We start from the raw sequence: 23,231 nt of genomic DNA on the forward strand, positions 1-23,231 counted from the left end.
CGCATAAGATGCGAGTATCTGGGGGGATGTTCTGCTAATGTTAAATAGGCTGCACAAAGCGCCTTATGGCGTCCGCTTCTCACTGCTTGCGTTAGCTGCTGTTGGCATCAACATGTTGGGCTTGGCACTTACGCAGTGGCTGGGCTGGTCGCTGCTATTCTTCGATATGATCGGCACGGCGGTGGCCAGCCTGCTTGGCGGCGCCGCAGTCGGCCTAGTAGTGGCCTTGATAAGCAGTGTACTGGGTAGCCTTTCAATCCATGACCCGACCTATTTAGTGTATGGATACGTCAATATCGTCGGGGCGCTCGCATGGTCCGTTCTTCCACGGACTGGCCGAGGTTATCTGGGCTGCTATGTATTCAACATTGGAAAAGGCGCCACCTATCGTCGCGCATTTTCTAACATCGTCCTTCTAGGCACAGCCACGGGTTTCGCGACTTCCATCGCCGCATGGGTGATCACCACTTTCATTCTCCATGGTCATATCGTGGTAGCATATGGCGCCGCAACAGCAACCGGCGCCAACAATGCCGTCCTCACAGAAAATTTGATTGCGATTACCCATGCAAGCGATGGCTTGGCGAAGCACTTTATTGTGCTCCTAGCTTCCATGATAACGAACATCCCAGACAAGATAATTTCCACAGCTAGCGCCGTTATTCTTATAATATCCTATAGAACTCTACCAAATTATCGTGAACAGAAAAGGATAATTAGAGAAAATGTATCACTGCCAGACGCAAAGATAGTAGGAAATAGATACATCCTTCTCATGACCTGCTTTGGACAGATATTTTTATTTTCATATTTTGTATGGATCATTACAAAAGACGAAGAAAAAGCTGGATTAATGCTGTCTTTTTCAATAATAGTCGCCGTTCTTGTTATAATGGATAGAATTTATTTTCGATCCATAGATCGTACCCATGAGACAGATTTGGAAGATAGTGGTGCGTTTTATAATGTACCGGATGATTTTCATATGGGGCATCATAAAGCTGTTTTTGAAGACATATTGAAGCTTATGGCAATCGCGGTTTCAGGAACTAGCTTCCTGATTGCGATGAGTGGCGAGACAGCCTGCGTTCCCGACATGGCGGAAAGCTTCACCAGTGCGGCCCACTCTACGAACTTGCGGCGGTCAACGCTCTTATCGTGACCGGATTTCGCTATATGTGCGTGGTGGTCATGCGATTGAGCGATCGACACTAGGCCTGATCTCCGCATTTGGACTGGCCACCTGCTCGGTTGACACAAACCCCGGCCTAAGGGAGTGAACCCCAGACATGGGGCGGGCACACACATGAGCGGGTTCGAATTCATCTTTTCGCTGTTCGGCCTGCTGCTCTGGCTGGCGCTGGCCGAGGGGCTGGGCGGGCTCAGCCGCGCGTTAAAGGCGAGCCACAAGGTGCGGATCGGCTGGGCGACCGCGCTGCTCGGCGTCTTCGTCTCGTGCGACGTCGTGTCCTTCTGGATGTATGGCTGGGCATTGCGCGAGCTGCTGCCGCTCACCTGGGCGGTGATGTTCTGCGGCTTCCTGGTGACCGCCATCTACTACGTCGCGGCGTCGCTGATCTTCCCCGATGATTTCGAGGAATGGGGCGACCTCAACAGCTATTTCGACACGCACTATCGCAAGGTGATGGGCGCGGTCCTGCTGTGCAATGTCGCGCTGATGGCGACGACCATCGCGCTGCTCGGCACCAAGGGCATGTTCGTCCCGCGCCTGCTGGTGTGCACCTGGTCGTTCTTCCCCGTCACGCTGCTCGCCCTCCTGGCGCGCGACCGGCGGATCGTGATCGCATGCCTGGCGTGGCTGATCATACTCTATCCGCTCACCGCGATCTGGCATTGAGGCCGGGCGCTCCCCAAGTGCCAGCGCGGGACAACAGCATCGTCTCCGCTTGACACCGCTCGCGCACCCGCGAGAGTGAGGCGTTAACTATTCCGGGGGTTCGGGCTGCCCATGCGTATTGCGTTCGCCATCCTTGCGGCGGTTGCCGCGCTTGCCGCCACGCCGGCCGCCGCCCAGTTCAAGGCGCCGGAGCACAAGGCGGACTGGCCCGGGATGGTCTCGGGGCCGAGCGGTATCGAAGGCCTCGATCCCGGCCCGGAACTGCAGCGCGGGCGATCGGCCAAGGCAATGCTCGCCGACAGCCGCAAGCTGGGCGTGGCGCTCAACGCGCTCCAGCCGCAGCGCAAGGCGGTGGTCGACGCCTATGTCGTCGCCGTGGCGCTCGACAGCGATCCAGTGTTCGGGCGCGAGGCGCGCGAGGCGGGCAAGGTGCTGTCGCGCCGCTTCGACGCCGCCGGGCGCACCGTCGTCCTTGCCGGGAGCGCCGGCACGCTGCCGAGCGAGCTGCCCAATGGCAGCCTGTCCAGCCTCGCGCTCGCCCTGGCCCGCGTTGCCGAGGTGATGGACAAGGAGCAGGACGTGCTCGTGCTCTACACCACCAGCCACGGCGCGCCGGTGGGCATCGCCTATCATGACGGCGACGAGGGCTATGGCATCCTCAGCCCGAAGCGGCTCGAGGCGCTGCTCGACGAGCTCGGCATCAAGAACCGGGTGCTGATCCTCTCGGCCTGTTACTCAGGCATCTTCGTCGGCCCGCTCTCCAGCCCCGACACCGCGCTGTTCACCGCCGCCTCGTCCGACCGGCCGAGCTTCGGCTGCATGGCGGACAATGACTGGACCTTCTTCGGCGATGCGATGATCAACCATGCGCTGCGCAAGAACCAGCCGCTGGAAAAGGCGTCGGACGAGGCGCGGATGATGATCAGCGACTGGGAGAGCGCCGCGCGGCTCAATCCGAGCAACCCGCAGGTGAGCATCGGCGATCATGTCGCGACCTGGCTCGCCCCGCTCGAGGCGCGCATGCCCAAGACCGATACCCCGCCCGTCGGCCGCCCGGCGACCGACGTGCTCAAGCGCAGAGGATGAGATGGCCGAGCAGGAAACCCTGCTGGAACGCTTGATCCCGGGCGATCTGGAGCACCAGATTCCCGCGGCGCTCCAAAAGGCGCTTCCCGGCGGCTTCCGCAATCGTTTCGTCCAGGCAGCGCTCGGCCTGCTGATCACCTTCGGCTTCGCCTTCGTGGTACGGCGCTGGATCGAGCGGCGCGAGACGCAGCGCCGCGCGCTCGCCCCGCGCCCCGCCGCGCGGGCGCTTGCGGAACCCGAGGCGCTGCGAGCGGTTACCGCGGCCGTGACCGAGAACCCCGCACCCGAACCCGCCTATCCCGCCGACGACAGCCAGGCCGCGCGCTATCCGCTGCTCGCCCGGCCGCACGTCGCGCTGTCCGGCACCGTCGACCAGGCGATGTATGCCGATTTCCGCGACCAGCTCGCCGCCGCCCCGCGCGAGGGCGCGCTGGTCGTGTCGCTGTCGACGCTCGGCGGCGATCCCGAGGTCGCGCGGCTGATGGGCGACGAGATCCGGCTGCTGCGCGACTATTCGGGGCGCGAGACGCTGTTCCTCGGCAAGGTCGCGGTCTATTCGGCCGGCGCCACCTTCATGGCCGCCTTTCCCGCCGACAAGCGCTTCCTGACGCGCGGCACCCGGATCATGGTCCATGAGCGCCAGATCCACTCGACCGTCGAGCTGTCCGGCCCGCTCAAGATGCAGGTCGCCAGCCTCAAGGCCAAGCTGCACGAGATCGAGGAATCGGTGCGGATCGAGGAAGAGGGCTTCCGCGAGATCATCGCCGGCAGCCGCGTCGGCTTCGACGAGGTGCAGGAGCGCGCCCCGGCCAACTGGTATATCGAGGCCGAGGAGGCGCGCTCGCTCGGCCTGGTGCTCGATATCATCTGAGAGGTTGAGCCCCGCGGCGCGATTGGCTATCGCGCGGCCAAGCATAAGGATCCCCTCGATGGCCGACTTCCGCCTTCCCAAGAACAGCCGCATCTCCACCAAGGGCAAGGAGCACAAGGCGGCCCCGGGCGCGAAGAACGTCAAGACGTTCAAGATCTACCGCTACGATCCGGATTCGGGCGAGAATCCGCGCTACGACAATTTCGAGATCGACCTCGACGAGTGCGGCCCGATGGTCCTCGACGCGCTGATCAAGATCAAGTCGGAGCAGGACAGCTCGCTGACCTTCCGCCGCTCGTGCCGCGAGGGGATTTGCGGCTCCTGCTCGATGAACATGGACGGGCGCAACGGCCTCGCCTGCACCACCGCGATCGAGGACATCAAGGGCGACATCCGCATCACGCCGCTGCCGCACATGGACGTGATCAAGGACCTGGTGCCCGATTTCACGCACTTCTACGCGCAGTACAGCTCGATCAAGCCGTGGCTGCAGACCGTGTCGACCACGCCCTCGGGCAAGGAGCGCCTCCAGTCGCCGGCCGACCGCGAGAAGCTCGACGGCCTGTACGAGTGCATCCTGTGCGCCTGCTGCTCGACCTCGTGCCCGAGCTATTGGTGGAACAGCGACAAGTTCCTGGGCCCGGCGATCCTGCTCCAGGCCTATCGCTGGCTGGCCGATTCGCGCGACGAGATGACCGGCGAGCGCCTCGACGATCTCGAGGATCCGTTCCGCCTCTATCGCTGCCACACGATCATGAACTGCGCGAACGTCTGCCCCAAGGGCCTGAACCCGGGCAAGGCGATCGCCGAGATCAAGAAGATGGAAGCCGAGCGCACGCTTTGAGCGCGCCTGCCCCGGAGCATTTCCGCTACGAGGACGATCCGGATCGCCCGGGCTGGAAGCGCTGGCAGATCCTGGACGAGGGGCGGTTCAACAGCTTCATCGGCGCTCTGTCGGTAAAGGCGGATAGCGCGACCAGCGCGCGGGTGCGGGCGAAGTTCGCGCGCCAGCATTCCAATTTGCGCGATCACATCCATGGCGGCGCGCTGGCCGGCTTCATCGACATGGCGCTGTTCGCCGCGTCGCGCGGGCTGGGCGTGCTCGCCGGGCCGGCCTCTACCGTGGACATGTCGATCCAGTTCATCGCCGGCGGCGCGATCGATACCGAGACTGAGGCCGAGATCGAGCTGCTGCGCGAGACCGGGCGGATGCTCTTCCTGCGTGGCGTGGTCCGCCAGGGCGAGGTCACCGTCGCCAGCTTCCTCGGCACGCTCCGCAAGAGTTCGCCGCCAGCGAAGATCGGCGCGGCATGACCAACGTCCTCGACCGATACCGCGCGCTGGTCGCCGCGGGCGAGCTGCGCCCCGACCCCGAACAGGCCGCCGCCGCCGAACGGCTGCACGCGCTCGCGGTCGCACTCGAGGCGGTACCCAGGAAGGGCAGCATCCTGTGGCGTGCGCTCGGCCGGCTGCCCGAGCCGCCGCGCGGGCTCTATATCTGGGGCGATGTCGGCCGCGGCAAATCGATGCTGATGGACCTGTTCTACGAGAGCGTGAACATCCGACGGAAGCGCCGCGTCCATTTCCACGAGTTCATGCTCGAAGTGCACGAGCGCCTCAACGAGGAGCGCAAGAAGGACACGCGTGACCCGGTGGTGAAGGTCGCCGACGCGATGGCCGAGGACGTGCGCCTGCTCGCGTTCGACGAGATGGTGGTCAACAATCCCGCCGACGCGATGATCCTCTCGCGGCTGTTCACCGAGATGATGGGCCACGGCCTGACCATGGTTGCTACCTCGAACCGCACCCCGCGCGACCTCTACAAGGACGGGCTCAACCGCGAGCTGTTCCTCCCCTTCATCGAGCTGATCGAGACCAAGATGGACGTGCTCGCGCTCAACGGCCCGGTCGATTATCGCCGCGACCGGCTCGGGCGGATGGACACCTGGCTGGTGCCCAACGGGCCCGAGGCAACCAAGCAGCTTTCCGACGCCTTCTTCCGGCTGACCGACTATCCGGTCGAGGACCGCGCGCATGTGCCCGCCTGCGAAATCGATGTGCAGGGCGGTCGCGAACTGCATGTGCCCAAGTGCCTGAAGGGCGTCGCGGTGTTCTCGTTCAAGCGGCTGTGCGCCGAGGCGCGCGGCGCGGCGGACTATCTCGCCATCGCCCGGCGCTTCCATACCGTGATCCTGGTCGGCATCCCCAAGCTCGGCCCCGAGAACCGCAACGAGGCGGCGCGCTTCGTCACGCTGATCGACGCGCTCTACGAGCATAACGTCAAGCTGCTCGCCGCCGCCGATGCCCAGCCGCAGGAGCTGTACGACAAGGGCGATGGCCGCTTCGAGTTCGAGCGCACCGTCTCGCGCCTGCTCGAAATGCGCTCAGATGAGTATCTGGCGGAGGGCCACGGCGAGCACTAGGCTCCTCCTCAAGACAAGAGGGAGAGCATATGCGCTGGATCGGGCTCGTGCTTGCGGCATTGCTGACGCCGTTTGCGGCTGCTGCGCAGACTTTGGTCGCCGCCGATCTGCGCCCCGGCCAGAGCCTCGACGGCGCCTGGCACTGGTCGGTCGATCCCTTTCGCGACGGCGTTGCCGGCTTCCATGGCGGGCCGCCCAGCGAAAGCACCGCGCGCTACCAAGACGCGATCCAGGCCGACGAGGCGGCGAAGCGCCCGACCGCGCTGTTCGAGTTCGACATGCAACGCTCGCCGGTCACCCATCTGCCCGGCAGCTGGATCGGGCATGCGCCCGAGATGCGCTATTATCAGGGGCTGGTCTGGTACCAGCGGACCTTCGACTATGCTCCCGCGGGGCCCGGCAAGCGCGTCTATCTGCGCTTCGGCAGCGCCGACTATGCCGCCAGCGTATTCCTCAACGGCAAGCCGGTGGGCAAGCATGTCGGCGCCTTCACGCCCTTCGCCTTCGACGTCACGGACACGCTCCGCCCCGGCAGCAACCAGGTCACCGTGGGAGTCGATTCGCAGCGCAGCGACAGCGACGTGCCCCCGCCGGTCACCGATTGGGAGACCTATGGCGGCATCACTCGCTCGGTCCGCCTCGTTACCGTGCCCGAGACCTTTGTCGACGACGCCTTCGTGCGGCTGACCAAGGAAAATCGCATTGCGATCGATGCGCACCTGCTCGGGCCCCAGGCCGCCAACGCGCCGATCCGCCTCGCCATCCCCGCGCTCGGCGCGACGGCCGAAGGCAGGACCGATGGCGACGGCAACTGGAAGGCCACGCTCCCCGTCCCCCGCAACCTCAAGCGCTGGTCGCCCGAGAGCCCGATTCTCTACGACATCCAGATCACCACCGGCGCCGATCGCTTCACCGATCGCATCGGCTTCCGCACGATCGAGGTGCAGGGCGACCGCATCCTGCTCAACGGTAGATCGATCTTCCTGCGCGGCATCTCGATGCACGAGGAAGAGCTCGGCAAGGACCCCGTTCGCGCGATGAGCCCCGCCGCCGCCCGCGCGCTGTTCTCGGAGATCAAGCTGGGCCTGCATGCCAATTTCGTCCGCCTCGCCCACTATCCGCATGACGAGACGACGACTCGCCTCGCCGACGAGATGGGCCTGCTCGTGTGGAGCGAAGTGCCGGTCTATTGGCGGGTCGCCTGGAGCAATCCGGATACGCTGGCCACCGCGCGCCGCATGGTCGCCGAGAATATCCGCCGCGATCGCAACCGCGCCGCGATCATCCTGTGGAGCGTTGCCAACGAGACGCCCGTCTCCGATGCCCGCAACACGTTCCTGCGCGCGCTGATCGGCGACGTCCGCACGCTCGACGACAGCCGCCTCGTCACCGCCGCGCTGCTCAGCGCGCGCCAGGGCAAGGAGATGCGCATCGACGATCCGCTGGTCGGCGACCTCGATGTGATGGCGATCAACACATATAATGGCTGGTATTCGGACGACCCGCTCGCCGACCTGCCGAGCATCACGTGGAAGAGCCCGGTGACCAAGCCGCTGATCTTCTCCGAGCTCGGCGCCGATGCGCTCTACGGCTATCACGACCGCGCCGGGATCGCGATCACGCCCGATCGCGCCGCGGCCGCGCGCGCCGGCGCTTCGACTGCCGCACTCGACGCCGCGATCCGCATCGCCACGCTCGGCGACAATCCCGCCCCGACCGATGCGCAGCTGGCCGCGATCCGCGCGCTGCCCGTCCTGACCGACGCTGGCGGTTCGGTTCCGCTCGGCAGCATCGCCGCCGTGGCGGTGCAGGGACCGCACAAGTACAGCGAGGAATATCAGGCCGACTATTATCGCCGCACGCTCGAGATGGCGGCGAAGGTGCCGTTCCTGCGCGGGATGAGCCCGTGGATCCTCAAGGACTTCCGCTCGCCGCGCCGCCAGCACCCGGTCTATCAGCAGGGCTGGAACCGCAAGGGGCTGATCTCGGAGACCGGCCAGCGCAAACTGGCATTCGCAGTGCTGGCGGAGGACTATGCGGCGAGGGAGAAAGCGGAGCGCTAGCCGAGCAGCGCCCCCGCCAGATCCTGCCCCTTGCCCGTCAGCGCATAGAGTGGCAGCGGCGGATAACGGTCCTCGAGCTTGCGGCGGACCAGCTCCTCGTCGATCACTGCCTTGAGCGTGGCCGAGAGCGCGCGCGGCGTGACCGGGGCGAGGCGCGTCTGCAATTCGCCGAAGCGCGTCCAGTCCGGCCCCATCCCGGCGACCAGCGGCAGCGACCAGCGCGGCAGGCCGGCATCCGCCAGCTTCAGCCGGACCCGCGCCGCCTCGATCCGCTCGCAATATGCCGCCACCGGGCGCCCCGGCTCGCTGAGGATATATTCGGGGCGCAGCGGGTGGCCATGGCCGGGATTGGGGATCACCCAGCCGGCGTCCTTCAGCAGCGCCAGGCAGCGCGTCAGGCTGTTGTGCGACAGGCCGAAGGCGCGCGCGATCACCGCGAAACGCGAGCCCTGCTCGCGGCTGAGCAACGCCAGCACCGGGATCGCCCAGCGATTGGACTCCAATATGCGCAAAAGTTGCGCGGGTTCGGGGGCCATTGACTCCATCGCCAAATTCATATCGACTATACAAATGGAACCATAGAGTCGGAGAATGCAAATGGCAACCACGCTCGAAGCACCTGCCCGCGCCGCCGCGCTTGGCTATGACGGCGGCCTGACCTGCGCGATCAACGTCACCGATCTCGACGCCAGCATCGCCTGGTACCGCGACGTGCTGGGGATGAACTTCCTCTATCGGGTCGACGAGATCGCCTGGGCCGAGCTGGAGAGCCCGGTCGGCCGCGTGAACATCGGCCTCGCCCAGCGCGAGAGCGTGATCCAGGGCGGCGGCGCGACGCCCACCTTCGGCGTGATCGATCTCGACGCGGCCAAGGCGGTGCTCGACGCCGCGGGCGTACGCCAGGACGGGCCGGTGCAGGAAATCCCGGCGATGGTCCGGCTGCTCACCTTCTACGATCCCGATGGTAACGCGCTGATGCTCTACCAGGACCTGGCCGGGCAGGGCTGAGGCGCAATCCCCCTCCCTTTCAGGGAGGGGAGCATGCTGAGACGTCCAGGCCTGAACGCCGCTAGGCCTCGATCACGTGCGGTACGAAGCGCGCGGTGTTGCCGGTGATCAGGCCGTCCTCGCGGATGCCCATGCCCGCCGGCGCGCCGTCGACGATCCAGGCGCCGATCACCGGATAGCCGCCGCCGAAGTCCTTGAGGGGATAGAGTGCCTGGTAGATCCAGCCGCTCTCGTCATAGCTCCCCTCGGTCTCGGCCACCACCTCGCCGCCGCGCAGGATCGAAACGTTCGCGCCTTCGCGCCCGAGCAGCGGCTTGGCAACCTGGTCGCCGCCGGGCAGCTGGCGGCGACTTGCCGGGAGCAGGTTGGGATGGCCGGGGAACAGCTCCCACAGCACAGGCAGGATCGCCTTGTTGCTCCACATCGCCTTCCAGATCGGCTCGATCCAGCGGGTGGTGCCCAGGCTTTCTAGCAGTTCGGGCGCGAAATCCTCGGCGAGCAGCCATTCCCAGGGATAGAGGTGAAAGCAGCTCTCGATCACCCGGTCCTGCAGGTCGACGAAGCGCCGCGCCGTGTGGCTCCAGCCGATATCCTCCATCGTGATCGCCTGCGTCGCCAGCCCGGCCGCCTGCGCCGTGTCGCGCAGATAGGCAATGGTGACCGTATCCTCGCCGGCATCGTCGGCGACATGCGCGAAATGGACATGGCCGCCGCGCAGCAGCGGAGCGATGTCGCGCCACTTGTCGACCAGCTTCTCGTGCAGGCTGTTATACTGGTCGAGCGCGGGGAACACCGCTTCCTTCCAGTCCCATTGGATCACTGCGGCCTCGATCAGGCTGGTCGGCGTATCGCAGTTGAATTCGAACAGCTTGGGCGGGCCGTCGCCCGAATAGCCCAGGTCGAAGCGGCCAAAGTTGAGCGCCGGCGGCTCCTCGTTCCAGGCCCGGCGGATCGCCGCCCAGGCGGGTTCCGGGATGCCGAAGCTGCCGAGCAGGTTGTTGGCCAGCACATGCTCGCCCGCTTCGAGGAACAGGCGGTAGAGCTCGGCAGTCGCGCCCTCGATCTCGGCGACCTCGGACGCGGTGAAGCGATAGCAGGCGCTCTCTTCCCAATAGGGGCGGTCGCCGACGCTGTGCCAGACCAGTCCTAACGCCTCGACGCGCGCCTGCCAGTCGGGCCGCGGCGCGAGCGGCGTGCGGCGCATCACTCGCCTCCGAAACCGCCATGGACGCTCGCCGAGCGCCCGAAGCCGCCGCGCGATACCGAGCCTTCGCTGACGCTCGAATAGGAAACGCCCGCGCTCGGGCGCGTCGAGCCGCCGGTCGCCGCTTCGCCCATCTCGGGGACGCGCTGACCGCGGCCGACATAATAGGCATGGCCGCCGCCATGCGCACCGCCGCCTCCGGTGCTGCCGCAGCGCGTGTCGGCGATCCGCTGCCCGGCATCGTCGACGCACAACCGCGTCGGCTGGTTCGCCACCAACGTGCCGCCGCCGCAGCTCGTCGCCAGCAGCGCGGCCGACGTCGCCGCAGTGACCTTGAGCATCGAATAGTCGATGGTTTTTCGCATCTTGCCCCTCGCTCTCCCCAGCCGAGGGGCTACCAGCCCGGCGGGGCGCTTGGCAATCGCGCGAGCGGCGGTGCAGGATGCGCGCATCGATTCGCGCGGGGGCAAACCATGATCGTCACTACCACCGAGAATATCCCGGGCCACGCCGTGGCCCGCACGCTGGGCCAGGTGTTCGGCGTCGTCGTGCGCAGCCGCGGCCTGGGCGGCAACATCACGGCCTCGCTGCGCTCGATCGTCGGCGGGGAGATCCCCGAATATACCCGGCTGGTCGAGGATGCGCGGCGGCACGCGATCGACCGGATGATCGCCAACGCGCATGCGATGGGCGCCAATGCCGTGGTGATGATGCGTTTCGATTCGGGCGAGATCGCCCAGTCGATGAACGAAGTCGTCGCCTATGGCACCGCCGTGGTGCTCGATCCCGCGCCGCTGGATTGATCGGGTGCTGCGGCTGCTCGTGATGATCGCCGCGGCGGTGTGGTTCGCCGCCGCGCTCGGGATGGCGCTGTGGGATGCGGCAAGCTGGCCGATGCTGGCGATGGCGGCGCTGGTCCTGCTCGGCACCGTGTTCGAGCGCTTCTATTATCGCGGGGCGGTGGCCGCGCCGGACGCGCCGGGCTGGCAGCCGACCGCGGAGCGCTTCCTCGACGAGGAGACCGGGCGGCCGGTGACGGTCTGGTACAATCCGAAAACCGGCGAACGGCGCTATGTCGACGAGGGTTAACCGCCTTAATGCACTTGCGAATTAGTTGCAAAGATAATCACCTACCGCCCTTTTTCATGGGTTGCGACTCTCCTATTATGGGCCTAAGCCGCCACCGCTTTCACCGGCGCGCCGGTACGCGCGCCTGTGTCCGGTTGAACCAGACCCATAGGGAGTTTCCATGGCCCGCAAGAAGATCGCGCTGATCGGCGCCGGTAACATCGGTGGTACGCTCGCGCACCTCGCAGCACTCAAGGGCCTGGGCGACATCGTCCTGTTCGACGTCGTCGAAGGCGTGCCCCAGGGCAAGGCGCTCGACCTTTCGCAGTGCGGCCCGGTCGAGGGTTTCGACGCCAAGATCACCGGCACCAATGACTATGCCGATATCGCAGGCGCCGACGTGATCATCGTCACCGCCGGCGTCGCCCGCAAGCCGGGCATGAGCCGCGACGACCTGCTCGGCATCAATCTCAAGGTCATGAAGGCCGTCGGCGAGGGCATCGCCGCCAACGCGCCCGACGCGTTCGTGATCTGCATCACCAACCCGCTCGACGCGATGGTGTGGGCGCTGCGCGAATTCTCGGGGCTGCCGCACCAGAAGGTCGTCGGCATGGCCGGCGTGCTGGATTCGGCCCGCTTCAGCCACTTCCTCGCCGAGGAATTCCAGGTCTCGGTCAAGGACGTGAACTCGTTCGTGCTCGGCGGCCATGGCGACACCATGGTCCCGGTCCTCGAATATTCGACCGTCTCGGGCATCCCGGTCAGCGACCTGATCGCGATGGGCTTCTCGACCCAGGAGCGCATCGACGCGATCGTGGCGCGCACCCGTTCGGGCGGCGGCGAGATCGTCGGCCTGCTCAAGACCGGCTCGGCCTTCTACGCCCCCGCCACCTCGGCGATCGCGATGGCCGAGAGCTATATCTACGACAAGAAGCGCGTCCTGCCCGCCGCGGCGCACCTCACCGGCCAGTACGGCGTCGACGACCTGTACGTCGGCGTGCCGATCATCATCGGCAAGGACGGCGTCGAGAAGGTCATCGAGATCAACCTGACCGACGAAGCCAAGGCCAACCTCACCGTCTCGGTCGACGCGGTGAAGGAACTGCTGGTCGCCTGCAAGGCGATCGACGGCTCGCTCGCGTGATCCAAGCCGCCATCGCCGCCGCGCTGGCGGGAGCGTCACCGCTCCCGCTCGACGGCGCGACCGCGATGGCGGATGATTTCGCGCGCCTGTGCCTTAGCCAGGCCAATGGCTTTTCCGGCACCGGCGCGCTGGCGCGCACTTCGGGGTGGTCCAGCGACAACGTCGACGCGCTGATGCTCGAAGCGCCCGCGATGCGCGGCACGATCTTCGTGTCGCCCGGCGCATCCGACCGGATCCTGACGGTCGGCTTCAAGACCCGCTATATCGAAGACGCGAACACCGCCTGCGCGATCTCGCGTGCCGGCGCCGAGTTCATCGAGACGGTCGCCGCTGTGACGGGCCAGATGGGCCGCGAGCCGAACAAGCTTCAGGACGGTATCGCCGTCTGGATGCCGCAGGCGCGCGGAACCCGCCTCGTGGCGGTGAGCAAGTCGGTCGGCGGCGTTCAGGGCGCTATGGGGGTCATCGCGATCGACATGCTCGAGGAGAAGACGGCCCCATGATGCTTCGCGCCTCCGCATTGGCAACCGTGCTTGCCCTGCTTCCGTCGCTCGCCCAGGCCCAGGAAGCGACGCCGACCGCGCCGGCCGAGCCGGTGCCGCTGTTCCAGGCCGCCTGCGTCAGCGGCGCGGTGCGGCTGAGCAAGAACGTCGCCGAGGCGATGACCTTCGCCAGCCTGCCCGCCGCGGCCCAGCGCGCGCTCGGCGCCAGCACGGTCGAGACGCGCGCCGAGGCGGAGAAGCTCCCCGCCCCCACCGCGGCGCAGGTGACCAACACCATCTACCGGATCGCCGGCGGCCAGCTCTATCTGCTGCCGCCGACGGCGCAGTCCAACGGCACCGCGCTCGGCGACAGCTGCACCGTGCTGTGGCACGCGATGTCCGACGACGATTATTTCGCCGCGCGCAAGCTCGTCCTTCCCGACGAGGACAGCGTGCCGCTGACCGCCCGCCCGTCTGCCAGCGCAGTCGGCGCGTCGATCGCCACTTCCGCTCGTGAGGGCGCTCGCATGACCGCCGCCGCCTATGGCGGCTGGGTCGTGCTGCGCACCTCCTCCCTAACCGAATCCAAAGCGCCTGGAGCCCAGTGAACGCATGAGCATCTTGATCGACAAGAACACCAAGGTCATCACCCAGGGGATGACCGGTGAGACCGGCACCTTCCACACCCAGCAGGCGCTCGCCTATGGGACGCAGATGGTTGGCGGCGTGACCCCCGGCAAGGGCGGCACCGAGCATATCGGCCTGCCCGTGTTCGACACCGTCTCGGAGGCCAAGTCGAAGACCGGCGCCGATGCGTCGGTGATCTACGTGCCGCCGCCCTTCGCCGCGGACTCGATCCTCGAGGCGATCGACGCCGAGATCCCGCTGATCGTCTGCATCACCGAGGGCATTCCGGTGCTCGACATGGTCAAGGTGAAGCGCGCGCTCTCGGGCTCCAAGTCGCGCCTGATCGGGCCGAACTGCCCCGGCGTGCTCACCCCGAACCAGTGCAAGATCGGCATCATGCCGGGCTCGATCTTCTCGCCGGGCTCGGTGGGCGTCGTCTCGCGCTCGGGCACGCTGACCTATGAGGCGGTGTTCCAGACCACCAATGCCGGCCTCGGCCAGACCACCGCGGTGGGCATCGGCGGCGACCCCGTCAACGGCACCAACTTCATCGACGTGCTCGAACTGTTCCTCGCCGACGAGGCGACCAAGTCGATCATCATGATCGGCGAGATCGGCGGCTCGGCGGAAGAGGAAGCCGCCCAGTTCCTGATCGACGAGGCCAAGAAGGGCCGCAAGAAGCCGATGGCCGGCTTCATCGCGGGCCGCACCGCGCCTCCGGGCCGCCGCATGGGCCATGCCGGCGCGATCGTGTCGGGCGGCAAGGGCGATGCCGAGAGCAAGATCGCCAAGATGGAAGAGGCCGGCATCCGCGTCGCGGCCAGCCCGTCCGAGCTCGGCTCGACCCTTGTCGAAGTGCTCAAGGGTTAACACCTAAGCTCCCTCTCCCGCCGGGAGAGGGAGGGAGGCGCGAAGCGCCGGAAGGGTTAGGAGGATCGAGGGATCGTCCGCCACCCTCCCCCGCCTAAGCCTGCGGCTTGGGCTCCTCCCTCTTCCGGTGGAAGAGGGGAAGTTTGAGGAATTGACGATGGGCTATGAGGGCCTGGATTTCGAGCAAGTCGCCGGTGGGGTGAGCCCCGCCTTCGTTGAGACGCTGTACCGCCGCTACAAGGCGGACCCCACCGGCATCGAGCCGCAGTGGCAGCAGTTCTTCGAAGGCCTCGAAAGCGCGGCCTCGGGCCCGAGCTGGGCCAATCCGCGCTGGCCGCTCGCCGAGACCGATGCCCTCACCGCCGGGCTCGACCCGACCCAGATGGAGCCCGCGCCCAAGCCGGCCAAGGGCGGCGCTGCGCCTTCGCCCAAGCCCGCCGGCCCGGCCGCGTCGGAAGCCGACATCGCCCGCGCTGCCGGCGATTCGATCCGCGCGATGCTGCTGATCCGTACCTACCGGGTCCGCGGCCACCTCGCCGCCACGCTCGATCCGCTCGGCCTTGCCCGCCAGGACCTGCCCGCCGACATGACGCCGGAATATCACGGCTTCACCGGCGCCGATCTCGATCGCCCGGTCTATCTCGGCGGCACGCTCGGCCTGGAAAAGGCGACGGTGCGCGAGCTCGTCGACATCCTGCGCGCCAATTACTGCGGCAATGTCGGCCTCGAATACATGCACATCGCCGACGTGGAGGAGCGCCGCTTCCTCCAGGAGCGGCTGGAAGGCCGCGACAAGGCGATCCAGTTCACCGTCGACGGCAAGAAGGCGATCCTCTCCAAGGTCATCGAGGCCGAGGAGTGGGAGAAGTTCTGCGGCAAGAAATATGTCGGCACCAAGCGCTTCGGCCTCGACGGCGGCGAAGCGATGATCCCGGCGATGGAAGCCATCATCAAATATGGCGGCCAGCTCGGCGTGCGCGAGATCGTCTACGGCATGGCGCATCGCGGCCGGCTGAACATGCTCGCCAACGTGATGTCGAAGCCGTACCGCGCGATCTTCCACGAATTCTCGGGCGGCTCGTCCAACCCCGATGACGTCGGCGGCTCGGGCGACGTGAAATACCATCTCGGCACCAGCACCGACCGCGAGTTCGACGGGATCAGCGTCCACATGTCGCTGGTCGCCAACCCCTCGCACCTCGAGGCCGCCGATCCGGTGGTGCTCGGCAAGACCCGCGCGATCCAGACGATCGCCGGCGACCTGGACAAGCACACCGGCTCGCTGCCCGTGCTGCTCCACGGCGACGCGGCGTTCGCCGGCCAGGGCATCGTCTGGGAGTGCCTCGGCTTCTCGGGCATCCGCGGCTACAACACCGGCGGCTGCCTGCACTTCATCATCAACAACCAGATCGGCTTCACGACGAGCCCGCAATTCGCGCGCTCCTCGCCCTATCCGTCGGACGTCGCCAAGGGCGTCCAGGCGCCGATCTTCCACGTCAATGGCGACGATCCCGAAGCGGTGACCTTCGCCTGCAAGATGGCGATCGAGTTCCGCCAGACCTTCAAGCGCGACGTCGTGATCGACATGTGGTGCTATCGCCGCTTCGGCCACAACGAAGGCGACGAGCCCTCGTTCACCCAGCCGCTGATGTACAAGGCGATCCGCCAGCATCCGCCGGTCAGCCAGGTCTATTCGAAGCGCCTTATCGCCGAGGGCACGATCGACCAGGGCTTCGTCGACGAGAAGACTAGGCAGTTCAACCTGCTGCTCGAGGGCGAGTTCGAGAGCGGCAAGTCGTATCTGCCCAACAAGGCGGACTGGTTCGGCGGCCGCTGGTCGGGCCTGTCGGCTCCGGCCGATTCGGAGAATGCCCGCCGCAGCGTCGATACCGGCATCGAGAAGAAGCTGTTCGACAGCCTCGGCCGCACGCTGACCGAGGTTCCCGCCGATCTCGAGATCCACAAGACGCTCGGCCGCGTGCTCGATGCCAAGCGCGCGATGTTCGCCAGCGGCGAGAATTTCGACTGGGCGACCGGCGAGGCGCTGGCCTTCGGCGCGCTGCTGTCGGAAGGCTATGGCGTCCGCCTCTCGGGCCAGGATTCGGGCCGCGGCACCTTCTCGCAGCGCCACGCCGTCTGGGTCGACCAGAAGGACGAGCATCGCTACATCCCGCTCACGACGATCCCGCACGGGACGTTCGAGGTGCTGGACAGCCCGCTCTCAGAGTACGGCGTGCTTGGCTTCGAGTACGGCTATGCGCTTGCCGATCCGAAGACGCTAGTGCTGTGGGAAGCGCAGTTCGGCGACTTCGCCAATGGCGCGCAGATCATGATCGACCAGTTCATCGCCGCGGGCGAGGCCAAGTGGCTGCGCGCCAACGGCCTGGTGATGCTGCTGCCGCACGGTTACGAGGGCCAGGGCCCCGAGCACAGCTCGGCGCGTCCGGAGCGCTATCTCCAGCTCTGCGCGGAAGACAATATGCAGGTCGTCAACATCACGACGCCGGCAAACTACTTCCACCTGCTGCGCCGCCAGATGCACCGCAACTTCCGCAAGCCGCTGGTGCAGATGACGCCCAAGTCGCTGCTGCGCCACAAGCTCGCGGTGTCGAAGGCCGAGGACTTCCTGGGCGATACGCATTTCATGCGCATCCTCTCGGATCCCAACGCGCCGGCGGATGCCGAGGTGAAGCGTCTGGTGCTGTGCTCGGGCAAGGTCGCCTATGATCTGATCGAGGCGCGCGACGCCGCGGGCGACAAGAACACCGCGATCGTCCGCATCGAGCAGCTCTATCCCTTCCCGGGCGATGCACTGGCGGCGCGTGTCGCGCGCATGACCAATGTCGAGGACATTGTCTGGGCCCAGGAAGAGCCGAAGAACAACGGCTACTGGACCTTCGTCGAGCCGTTCATCGAGGCGAGCCTGAAGCAGGCCGGCTGCAAGGTCGCCCGGCCCCGCTATGCCGGCCGTGCGCCTGCCGCGGCGGTCGCCACCGGCCTGATGAAGCGCCACCAGGCCGAGCAGGGGGCGCTCGTCGCCGACGCGCTCGGTCACAATGTCCGCGAAGAAATTCGCCGGACCCGCAACCAGTAAACCCGTCCCCAGGAACGAGGAAAGAAAATGGCAGACGTTAAAGTCCCGGTGCTGGGTGAATCGATCACCGAAGCCACGGTCGGCGAGTGGCTCAAGAACCCCGGCGACCCCGTCCAGCTCGACGAGCCGATCGCCAGCCTCGAGACCGACAAGGTCTCGGTCGAGGTCGGCAGCCCCGTCGCGGGCGTGATGGGCGAGCAGCTCGTCAAGGTCGGCGACACCGTCGAGGTCGGCGCCGTGATCGCCGTGGTGAGCGAGGGCGGTGCCGCCGCCGCGCCGAGCCCGGCGCCTGCCGCGGCGCCTGCGCCCACGCCCGCCGCTGCACCGGCTCCGACCCCCGCAGCCGGCGGTGAAGCCGCCGCGCTCTCGCCGTCGGTGCGCCGCGCGGTGCTCGAGACCGGCGTCGACCCCTCGACCGTGCAGGGCACCGGCAAGGACGGCCGCCTGACCAAGGACGACGTGCTGACCGCCGCGAGCAACAAGCCCGCCCCGGCTCCCGCTGCCGCTCCGACGCCGGTTGCCGCCGCTGCCCCGACCGGCGGCCGCAAGGAAGAGCGCGTCAAGATGACGCGCCTGCGCCAGACCGTCGCCAAGCGCCTCAAGGAAGCGCAGAACACCGCCGCGATGCTCACCACGTTCAACGACGTGGACATGACCGCGGTGATCGAGGCGCGCACCAAGTACAAGGACCTGTTCGAGAAGAAGCACGGCGTCCGCCTGGGCTTCATGGGCTTCTTCGTGAAGGCCGCCTGCATGGCGCTCAAGGACATCCCGGGCGTCAACGGCTCGATCGAAGGCGATGAGATCGTCTATCACGATTATTGCGACATCTCGGTCGCCGTCTCGGCCCCGCAGGGCCTGGTCGTCCCGGTGATCCGCGACGCCGAGACGCTGTCGGTCGCCGGCATCGAGAAGACGATCGGCGACTTCGGCAAGCGCGCCAAGGACGGCACGCTCAAGATGGAAGAGATGAAGGGCGGTACCTTCACCATCTCGAACGGCGGCGTGTTCGGCTCGCTGATGTCGACCCCGATCATCAACCCGCCGCAGTCGGCCGTCCTCGGCCTGCACCGCATCGAGGACCGCCCGGTGGTCCGCGACGGCCAGGTCGTCGTCCGCCCGATGATGTACCTCGCGCTCAGCTACGACCACCGCCTGGTCGACGGCCGCGAGGCGGTGACCTTCCTCGTCGCGCTCAAGAACGCGATCGAGGATCCGACCCGGCTGCTGATCGACCTCTGATCGACCGAACCCGACTGTTCCCCGGCGTAAGCCGGGGCCCAGTTGCGGCGCAATTTGTAACGACCCGAGACGCGCACCACATTCGTCTCGATACTGGGCCCCGGCGTTCGCCGGGGAACAAGGAAGAGAAGAAAAATGGCCGACTATGATTTCGACGTGCTGGTGATCGGTTCGGGCCCCGGCGGCTATGTCGCGGCGATCCGCGCCGCACAGCTGGGCCTCAAGACCGCGTGCGCCGAGAGCCGCGCGACGCTGGGCGGCACCTGCCTCAATGTCGGCTGCATCCCCTCCAAGGCGCTGCTCCACGCCTCCGAGCTCTATGAGGAAGCCGCCAGCGGCAAGCTCGCCAAGCTCGGCATCAAGACCCCGACGGTCGAGCTCGACCTCGACGCGATGCACGCGCAGCGCATCGACGCGGTCAAGGGCCTGACCGGCGGCATCGAGTTCCTGTTCAAGAAGAACAAGGTCGAATGGCTCAAGGGCCATGCCACCTTCACCGGCAAAGACAGCGTCAAGGTCGGCGACCGTGAGGTCCGCGCCAAGAACATCGTCATCGCCACCGGCTCCTCGGTCACCCCGCTGCCCGGCGTCGAGATCGACCAGAAGGTCGTTGTCGATTCGACCGGCGCGCTGGAGCTGCCCAAGGTCCCGCAGCACCTCGTCGTCATCGGCGGCGGCGTGATCGGCCTCGAGCTCGGCTCGGTGTGGCGCCGCGTCGGCGCCAAGGTCACCGTGGTCGAATTCCTCGACCAGCTGCTCCCGGGCATGGACGGCGAAGTCCGCAAGGAAGCGGGCAAGCTGTTCAAGAAGCAGGGCATGGAGCTCAAGCTCAGCACCAAGGTCACCGGCGTGACCGTCAATGGCGACAAGGCCACGCTCACGCTCGAGCCGTCCGCCGGCGGCGCTGCCGAGACGCTCGAAGCCGACGCGGTGCTGGTCTCGATCGGCCGCCGCGCCAACACCTCGGGCCTCGGCCTCGAGGCCGCGGGCCTGTCGACCAACCCGCGCGGCCAGATCGAGATCGACCACGACTTCCGCACCACGGTCCCCGGCATCTGGGCGATCGGTGACGTCGTCCCCGGCCCGATGCTCGCGCACAAGGCCGAGGATGAAGGCATCGCGGTTGCCGAGAACATCGCCGGCCTCACCGGCATCGTGAACCACGACGTCATCCCCTCGGTCGTCTACACCTGGCCCGAGATCGCCGGCGTCGGCCTCACCGAGGAGCAGGCCAAGGAGCGCGGCGAGATCAAGACGGGCAAGTTCCCGATGATCGCCAATTCGCGCGCCAAGACCAACCACGAGCCGGATGGCTGGGTGAAGGTGATCGCCGACGCCAAGTCGGACCGCGTGCTCGGCGTGTGGATGATCGCTTCGGTCGCCGGCACGATGATCGCCCAGGCGGCGCAGGCGATGGAGTTCGGCGCGACATCGGAGGATATCGCCTATACCTGCCACGCCCATCCGACGCATTCGGAGGCCTTCAAGGAGGCCGCGATGGCGGTCCAGGGCAAGCCGATCCACATCTGATCGCGCCAAGCCGTAGCGCAAGCTACGGCGCGGCCTCGCCGCGATCAGATCGGCCGGCGGCGCCAAAGCGACGACCGACGGCGCGGCTTTGCCGCGCCGCTTCCGCCCTCGGAACACCCGGAACGGCCCGGCTTCCATTTGACCCACCTGCGATTTCGTGCACCTTCTCGCCAACCGGGGGGACGAACATGAAAGCAGCGTTGCGGATATCGATCTGGATCCTGCCGGTCGCGCTGGCCGGCTGCGCAATGAACGCACTGCGGGTCGAAGTCGCCGGCACCGTCGCCGCCCAGGCCAAGACCGCGACCGCAGCCGCGCGCGCCTATCTCGGCACCGTCCAGGAGACGCGCGACAGCTTCAATTCCGATCTGATCGGCATTGATGGGCTCTGCGCGCCGGACAGCGCCTATATCCGCCTCAAGCCCGATTACGCCGCCTTCGTGCAGGGCGGCGACCCCGCAGGCTGGCTGTGCGCCCGCGACGCCTCCGCCGAAACCTATCAGGCGCCGATCGATCTCGCCCCGATCGATCGCGGGCTCGATCCCGATTTCGCGCTGATCAACGCGATCGGCGCCTATGGCGACGCGATCACCGCGATCGTCGACGACAAGAGCGGCGATCCGTCCGCGGACATCGCCGGCGCGATCGCGCTGGCCCGGGCCGGCGAAGGGCTGATCGATGCGCTGAGCGGCGCCAAGCCGGTGATCCCCGGCGAGGACGATCCGCGCAGCAAGGCCGCGAACGGGCTGATCACGCTGCTCGGCCAGCTCGCCAATGAGCAGCACCAGGTCAATCGCCTGCGCGCGCTGGCGGCGAGCAGCGGCAGCACCGAGCTGATCGCGACGCTGCGCCGGCACCTGGCGAGCTGGGAGATCGGCCGGCGGACCGACAACAACATGCGGCTGGTCGTCGCCAAGATCCTGTTCGCGCAGACGCTGACCGGGCATCCGGGCCCATCGGCACGCCAGGCGGCGCTCGCGACCTATTATGCGCGCAGCAAGCAGACGTCCGCCGCCACCTCGCTCGGCGATGCGATCGGCGCGGCGCTCGACGACCTGTCGGCCGCCGACGAGCATCTGCGGAACGTGCTGCGCGACAATCCGAAGCTCAGCGACAAGGATCGCGCCGAGCTGGCGCGCATCACCCGGCAGCGGCTGACCACCGCGTTCAACGCGCTCACCGCGTTGATACTGGCGATCAAGGGGGCATAAATGGCGACCTGGGACCAATTGCAGGGTGCGTTCGGCAGCCTGTCGGACACGCTGTCCTTCCGCTTCGATCCGGGCTTCCCGCCCGATCTCAGCAGCCGCTGGCTCGGCGTGCTCGGCATCGTCGCGCGGATCGGCCACCGCACCGATGCCTGGAACGCCGCACCCGGCGAGTCGGCGGATTTCGATCCGGTGATCGCCGCGCTCGACAATGCGTCGCGGGGGATTGCCAGCGCCGGCACCAGCGATGCGCGCCTGGCCGCCCTTGATGTCGCCGAGGCCGCGCTGCAGTCGCTCGACGCGCTGCTGGGTTAGGACGCCATCATCGCCGCCCAGCGCGCACGCATCGCGGGCGTCCACAGCTCGGCGGGATTGTAGAAGCCTTCAAATGCCGGCGCGCCTTCGGGCAGCGCCACCCAGCCCTGCCGGGTGGACGTGTAGACGTGAACGTCGGGCGGGAATGCGTTCGGCTCGGCGAGCGTCCCGACCCGCACGAAAGCCGCCTTGCGCCCGGCATTGGGATAGTGGCTCCACAGCGCCACGCGGCACTCGGGGCAGCGCGCGATCGTCTGCCCCGCGCCGCTCGCCGAGGGCGTTTCCACCAGCTCCGGCGTGCCGGACACATCCAGCGCCGCGGTTTCCACCACGGCGTTCATCACGAAGGCACTGCCGCTCTCGCGCTGGCACCAGCTGCAATGGCAGCAATGGACGATCATCGGCGCGGCGGTCATCCGGTAGGAGACCGCGCCGCAGGTGCAGCGCCCCGCGGTCACCGGACCGCCCAGGGCCCGGCCAGCTTGGGCCGGATGCGCACCAGCGCGAAGGTCAGCACCGCGCTGGCGATCGGCGCCAGCCACAAGGCGGTCCAGCCCCAGCGGACATGGCTCGCCGCCCCCATCACCACGCCGGCGAGGAAGCCGAGCCAGAGGAACAGATAGAGCGTCCAGCCCCAGCGATCAGGATCGCCCATCAGCGCGCCCGCCATCTTCTGCCCCATCTTGACCAGCGAGCCGGTCATGTAGGTGACGCCCACCGTCACTTCGCCCTCGCGGTTGAGGATGCCGTTCTCGCAGCCCATCGCCATGGCGAGGAAGATCAGCACGATCGGCCCCGGCTCCAGGCTCGCCAGCGTCGCCGCAGCGACGAGCAGCGCGGTCACCACGACCATCACGCTCTCGCGGAAGCGCGTCTGACGCCAGCGCGTCACCACGCTCGCCACGATCACGCCGCTGACGAAGCTCATCACCAGCGCCGCCGCGGTCGCTGCGTCGCCCGGCAGGTCGCCGCCCAGCCCGACGCCCAGCCGCGTCGTGTTGCCGCTCATGAACGCGGTGAAGAAGCCGCCCAGGCTGGTGAAGGCGAGCGCATCGACGAAGCCGGCAAGCGCGGCGAGGCAGATGGCGATGACGATTAATGGGGACTCGGTACGCTGCATGGCCGTCCTCATGCCCCA

At 67.0% G+C, this 23,231-nt stretch carries 25 protein-coding genes; 20 read left to right on the forward strand and 5 right to left on the reverse strand.

The annotated features are described in order from the left end of the window. The first annotated feature begins 37 nt into the window (after nucleotides 1–37). The 8 genes from ABLE38_RS06570 to ABLE38_RS06605 all read left to right on the forward strand — a co-directional run bounded on the left by ABLE38_RS06570 (nucleotide 38) and on the right by ABLE38_RS06605 (nucleotide 8,301). Entirely contained in the window at nucleotides 38–1,162 is a 1,125-nt protein-coding gene (locus ABLE38_RS06570) for a hypothetical protein (RefSeq protein WP_348973355.1), read from the forward strand. Nucleotides 1,163–1,306: 144 nt separating this feature from the next. Further along, complete coding sequence (locus ABLE38_RS06575; protein WP_348973356.1) at nucleotides 1,307–1,858, forward strand: hypothetical protein; 552 nt, start codon at nucleotides 1,307–1,309, stop codon at nucleotides 1,856–1,858. A 111-nt stretch (nucleotides 1,859–1,969) separates the two neighbouring features. After that, the gene (locus ABLE38_RS06580; protein ID WP_348973357.1) at nucleotides 1,970–2,944 is read left to right on the forward strand and encodes a C13 family peptidase; all 975 of its coding nucleotides are present in this window, start codon (nucleotides 1,970–1,972) and stop codon (nucleotides 2,942–2,944) included. Nucleotides 2,945–3,275: 331 nt separating this feature from the next. Then, entirely contained in the window at nucleotides 3,276–3,815 is a 540-nt protein-coding gene (locus ABLE38_RS06585) for an ATP-dependent Clp protease proteolytic subunit (RefSeq protein WP_348974458.1), read from the forward strand. A 58-nt stretch (nucleotides 3,816–3,873) separates the two neighbouring features. Then, a complete protein-coding gene (locus ABLE38_RS06590; protein WP_348973358.1) occupies nucleotides 3,874–4,659 on the forward strand; it encodes a succinate dehydrogenase iron-sulfur subunit in 786 nt (261 codons plus the stop codon). Next, complete coding sequence (locus ABLE38_RS06595; RefSeq protein ID WP_348973359.1) at nucleotides 4,656–5,129, forward strand: PaaI family thioesterase; 474 nt, start codon at nucleotides 4,656–4,658, stop codon at nucleotides 5,127–5,129. The genes ABLE38_RS06590 and ABLE38_RS06595 overlap by 4 nt, the downstream gene beginning before the upstream one ends. Further along, on the forward strand, nucleotides 5,126–6,238 hold the full coding sequence (gene zapE / locus ABLE38_RS06600; protein WP_348973360.1) for a cell division protein ZapE: 1,113 nt from the start codon (nucleotides 5,126–5,128) through the stop codon (nucleotides 6,236–6,238). Before ABLE38_RS06595 ends, zapE begins: the two co-directional genes overlap by 4 nt. 29 nt (nucleotides 6,239–6,267) lie before the next feature. Further along, on the forward strand, nucleotides 6,268–8,301 hold the full coding sequence (locus tag ABLE38_RS06605; RefSeq protein WP_348973361.1) for a glycoside hydrolase family 2 TIM barrel-domain containing protein: 2,034 nt from the start codon (nucleotides 6,268–6,270) through the stop codon (nucleotides 8,299–8,301). Here ABLE38_RS06605 and ABLE38_RS06610 read toward each other — a convergent pair. Beyond that, nucleotides 8,298–8,804 carry a winged helix-turn-helix transcriptional regulator gene (locus ABLE38_RS06610; protein WP_348973362.1) on the reverse strand — a complete coding sequence of 169 codons (507 nt, stop codon included), beginning with the start codon at nucleotides 8,802–8,804 and terminating at the stop codon, nucleotides 8,298–8,300. The genes ABLE38_RS06605 and ABLE38_RS06610 overlap by 4 nt on opposite strands. A 94-nt stretch (nucleotides 8,805–8,898) precedes the next feature. Here ABLE38_RS06610 and ABLE38_RS06615 point away from each other — a divergent pair, with 94 nt between their 5' ends. Next, nucleotides 8,899–9,309, forward strand: a complete 411-nt coding sequence (locus ABLE38_RS06615) for a VOC family protein (protein WP_348973363.1) — start codon at nucleotides 8,899–8,901, stop codon at nucleotides 9,307–9,309. Between the two features lie 61 nt (nucleotides 9,310–9,370). Here ABLE38_RS06615 and ABLE38_RS06620 read toward each other — a convergent pair whose 3' ends face one another. After that, nucleotides 9,371–10,513, reverse strand: a complete 1,143-nt coding sequence (locus ABLE38_RS06620; protein ID WP_348973364.1) for a glutathionylspermidine synthase family protein — start codon at nucleotides 10,511–10,513, stop codon at nucleotides 9,371–9,373. Further along, nucleotides 10,513–10,878 carry a hypothetical protein gene (locus ABLE38_RS06625; protein ID WP_348973365.1) on the reverse strand — a complete coding sequence of 122 codons (366 nt, stop codon included), beginning with the start codon at nucleotides 10,876–10,878 and terminating at the stop codon, nucleotides 10,513–10,515. The genes ABLE38_RS06620 and ABLE38_RS06625 overlap by 1 nt, the downstream gene beginning before the upstream one ends. Before the next feature lie 108 nt (nucleotides 10,879–10,986). Between ABLE38_RS06625 and ABLE38_RS06630 the strand changes: the two genes are divergently transcribed. The 11 genes from ABLE38_RS06630 (at nucleotide 10,987) to ABLE38_RS06680 (ending at nucleotide 22,093) form a co-directional block, all read left to right on the forward strand. Continuing rightward, on the forward strand, nucleotides 10,987–11,316 hold the full coding sequence (locus tag ABLE38_RS06630; RefSeq protein WP_348973366.1) for a YbjQ family protein: 330 nt from the start codon (nucleotides 10,987–10,989) through the stop codon (nucleotides 11,314–11,316). Nucleotides 11,317–11,320: 4 nt separating this feature from the next. Then, entirely contained in the window at nucleotides 11,321–11,602 is a 282-nt protein-coding gene (locus ABLE38_RS06635; protein ID WP_348973367.1) for a hypothetical protein, read from the forward strand. 160 nt (nucleotides 11,603–11,762) lie between these two features. After that, nucleotides 11,763–12,725, forward strand: coding sequence for a malate dehydrogenase (gene mdh, locus ABLE38_RS06640; RefSeq protein ID WP_348973368.1), 963 nt, complete (start codon nucleotides 11,763–11,765; stop codon nucleotides 12,723–12,725). After that, nucleotides 12,722–13,228 carry a hypothetical protein gene (locus ABLE38_RS06645; RefSeq protein ID WP_348973369.1) on the forward strand — a complete coding sequence of 169 codons (507 nt, stop codon included), beginning with the start codon at nucleotides 12,722–12,724 and terminating at the stop codon, nucleotides 13,226–13,228. The genes mdh and ABLE38_RS06645 overlap by 4 nt, the downstream gene beginning before the upstream one ends. Beyond that, nucleotides 13,225–13,815, forward strand: a complete 591-nt coding sequence (locus tag ABLE38_RS06650; protein ID WP_348973370.1) for a hypothetical protein — start codon at nucleotides 13,225–13,227, stop codon at nucleotides 13,813–13,815. Before ABLE38_RS06645 ends, ABLE38_RS06650 begins: the two co-directional genes overlap by 4 nt. A 4-nt stretch (nucleotides 13,816–13,819) precedes the next feature. Then, nucleotides 13,820–14,704, forward strand: a complete 885-nt coding sequence (sucD, locus tag ABLE38_RS06655) for a succinate--CoA ligase subunit alpha (RefSeq protein WP_348973371.1) — start codon at nucleotides 13,820–13,822, stop codon at nucleotides 14,702–14,704. Between the two features lie 157 nt (nucleotides 14,705–14,861). Then, a complete protein-coding gene (locus ABLE38_RS06660) occupies nucleotides 14,862–17,798 on the forward strand; it encodes a 2-oxoglutarate dehydrogenase E1 component (protein ID WP_348973372.1) in 2,937 nt (978 codons plus the stop codon). A gap of 27 nt (nucleotides 17,799–17,825) precedes the next feature. Further along, on the forward strand, nucleotides 17,826–19,040 hold the full coding sequence (odhB, locus tag ABLE38_RS06665) for a 2-oxoglutarate dehydrogenase complex dihydrolipoyllysine-residue succinyltransferase (protein ID WP_348973373.1): 1,215 nt from the start codon (nucleotides 17,826–17,828) through the stop codon (nucleotides 19,038–19,040). Between the two features lie 135 nt (nucleotides 19,041–19,175). Continuing rightward, nucleotides 19,176–20,570 (forward strand): dihydrolipoyl dehydrogenase, encoded by a 1,395-nt coding sequence (gene lpdA / locus ABLE38_RS06670; RefSeq protein WP_348973374.1) that lies wholly within the window; start codon nucleotides 19,176–19,178, stop codon nucleotides 20,568–20,570. Nucleotides 20,571–20,758: 188 nt separating this feature from the next. Beyond that, entirely contained in the window at nucleotides 20,759–21,781 is a 1,023-nt protein-coding gene (locus tag ABLE38_RS06675) for a hypothetical protein (protein WP_348973375.1), read from the forward strand. Beyond that, nucleotides 21,782–22,093 carry a hypothetical protein gene (locus tag ABLE38_RS06680; protein ID WP_348973376.1) on the forward strand — a complete coding sequence of 104 codons (312 nt, stop codon included), beginning with the start codon at nucleotides 21,782–21,784 and terminating at the stop codon, nucleotides 22,091–22,093. It abuts the gene before it with no gap. On the opposite strand, the gene ABLE38_RS06685 is transcribed toward ABLE38_RS06680, so the two are convergent. Both ABLE38_RS06685 and ABLE38_RS06690 read right to left on the reverse strand, forming a co-directional pair. Next, nucleotides 22,090–22,551, reverse strand: a complete 462-nt coding sequence (locus tag ABLE38_RS06685) for a GFA family protein (protein WP_348973377.1) — start codon at nucleotides 22,549–22,551, stop codon at nucleotides 22,090–22,092. The two genes, ABLE38_RS06680 and ABLE38_RS06685, sit on opposite strands and share 4 nt — an antisense overlap. Next, nucleotides 22,548–23,213, reverse strand: coding sequence for a YoaK family protein (locus ABLE38_RS06690; RefSeq protein ID WP_348973378.1), 666 nt, complete (start codon nucleotides 23,211–23,213; stop codon nucleotides 22,548–22,550). The genes ABLE38_RS06685 and ABLE38_RS06690 overlap by 4 nt, the downstream gene beginning before the upstream one ends. Nucleotides 23,214–23,231: the final 18 nt, after the last annotated feature.

The organism is Sphingomonas sp. KR3-1, assembly GCF_040049295.1.
GTDB lineage: Bacteria > Pseudomonadota > Alphaproteobacteria > Sphingomonadales > Sphingomonadaceae > Sphingomonas.

Excerpts from the sequence above, each read along its gene's own strand:
- ABLE38_RS06615 (WP_348973363.1), top strand. The coding sequence starts at position 8,899 with ATGGCAACCACGCTCGAAGCACCTGCCCGCGCCGCCGCGCTTGGCTAT.
- sucD (WP_348973371.1), top strand. The coding sequence starts at position 13,820 with ATGAGCATCTTGATCGACAAGAACACCAAGGTCATCACCCAGGGGATG.
- mdh (WP_348973368.1), top strand. The coding sequence starts at position 11,763 with ATGGCCCGCAAGAAGATCGCGCTGATCGGCGCCGGTAACATCGGTGGT.
- lpdA (WP_348973374.1), top strand. The coding sequence starts at position 19,176 with ATGGCCGACTATGATTTCGACGTGCTGGTGATCGGTTCGGGCCCCGGC.
- ABLE38_RS06580 (WP_348973357.1), top strand. The coding sequence starts at position 1,970 with ATGCGTATTGCGTTCGCCATCCTTGCGGCGGTTGCCGCGCTTGCCGCC.
- ABLE38_RS06590 (WP_348973358.1), top strand. The coding sequence starts at position 3,874 with ATGGCCGACTTCCGCCTTCCCAAGAACAGCCGCATCTCCACCAAGGGC.
- ABLE38_RS06620 (WP_348973364.1), bottom strand. The coding sequence starts at position 10,513 with ATGCGCCGCACGCCGCTCGCGCCGCGGCCCGACTGGCAGGCGCGCGTC.
- ABLE38_RS06575 (WP_348973356.1), top strand. The coding sequence starts at position 1,307 with ATGAGCGGGTTCGAATTCATCTTTTCGCTGTTCGGCCTGCTGCTCTGG.
- ABLE38_RS06650 (WP_348973370.1), top strand. The coding sequence starts at position 13,225 with ATGATGCTTCGCGCCTCCGCATTGGCAACCGTGCTTGCCCTGCTTCCG.
- ABLE38_RS06690 (WP_348973378.1), bottom strand. The coding sequence starts at position 23,213 with ATGCAGCGTACCGAGTCCCCATTAATCGTCATCGCCATCTGCCTCGCC.
- ABLE38_RS06570 (WP_348973355.1), top strand. The coding sequence starts at position 38 with ATGTTAAATAGGCTGCACAAAGCGCCTTATGGCGTCCGCTTCTCACTG.
- ABLE38_RS06660 (WP_348973372.1), top strand. The coding sequence starts at position 14,862 with ATGGGCTATGAGGGCCTGGATTTCGAGCAAGTCGCCGGTGGGGTGAGC.
- zapE (WP_348973360.1), top strand. The coding sequence starts at position 5,126 with ATGACCAACGTCCTCGACCGATACCGCGCGCTGGTCGCCGCGGGCGAG.
- ABLE38_RS06675 (WP_348973375.1), top strand. The coding sequence starts at position 20,759 with ATGAAAGCAGCGTTGCGGATATCGATCTGGATCCTGCCGGTCGCGCTG.
- odhB (WP_348973373.1), top strand. The coding sequence starts at position 17,826 with ATGGCAGACGTTAAAGTCCCGGTGCTGGGTGAATCGATCACCGAAGCC.
- ABLE38_RS06630 (WP_348973366.1), top strand. The coding sequence starts at position 10,987 with ATGATCGTCACTACCACCGAGAATATCCCGGGCCACGCCGTGGCCCGC.
- ABLE38_RS06605 (WP_348973361.1), top strand. The coding sequence starts at position 6,268 with ATGCGCTGGATCGGGCTCGTGCTTGCGGCATTGCTGACGCCGTTTGCG.
- ABLE38_RS06625 (WP_348973365.1), bottom strand. The coding sequence starts at position 10,878 with ATGCGAAAAACCATCGACTATTCGATGCTCAAGGTCACTGCGGCGACG.
- ABLE38_RS06680 (WP_348973376.1), top strand. The coding sequence starts at position 21,782 with ATGGCGACCTGGGACCAATTGCAGGGTGCGTTCGGCAGCCTGTCGGAC.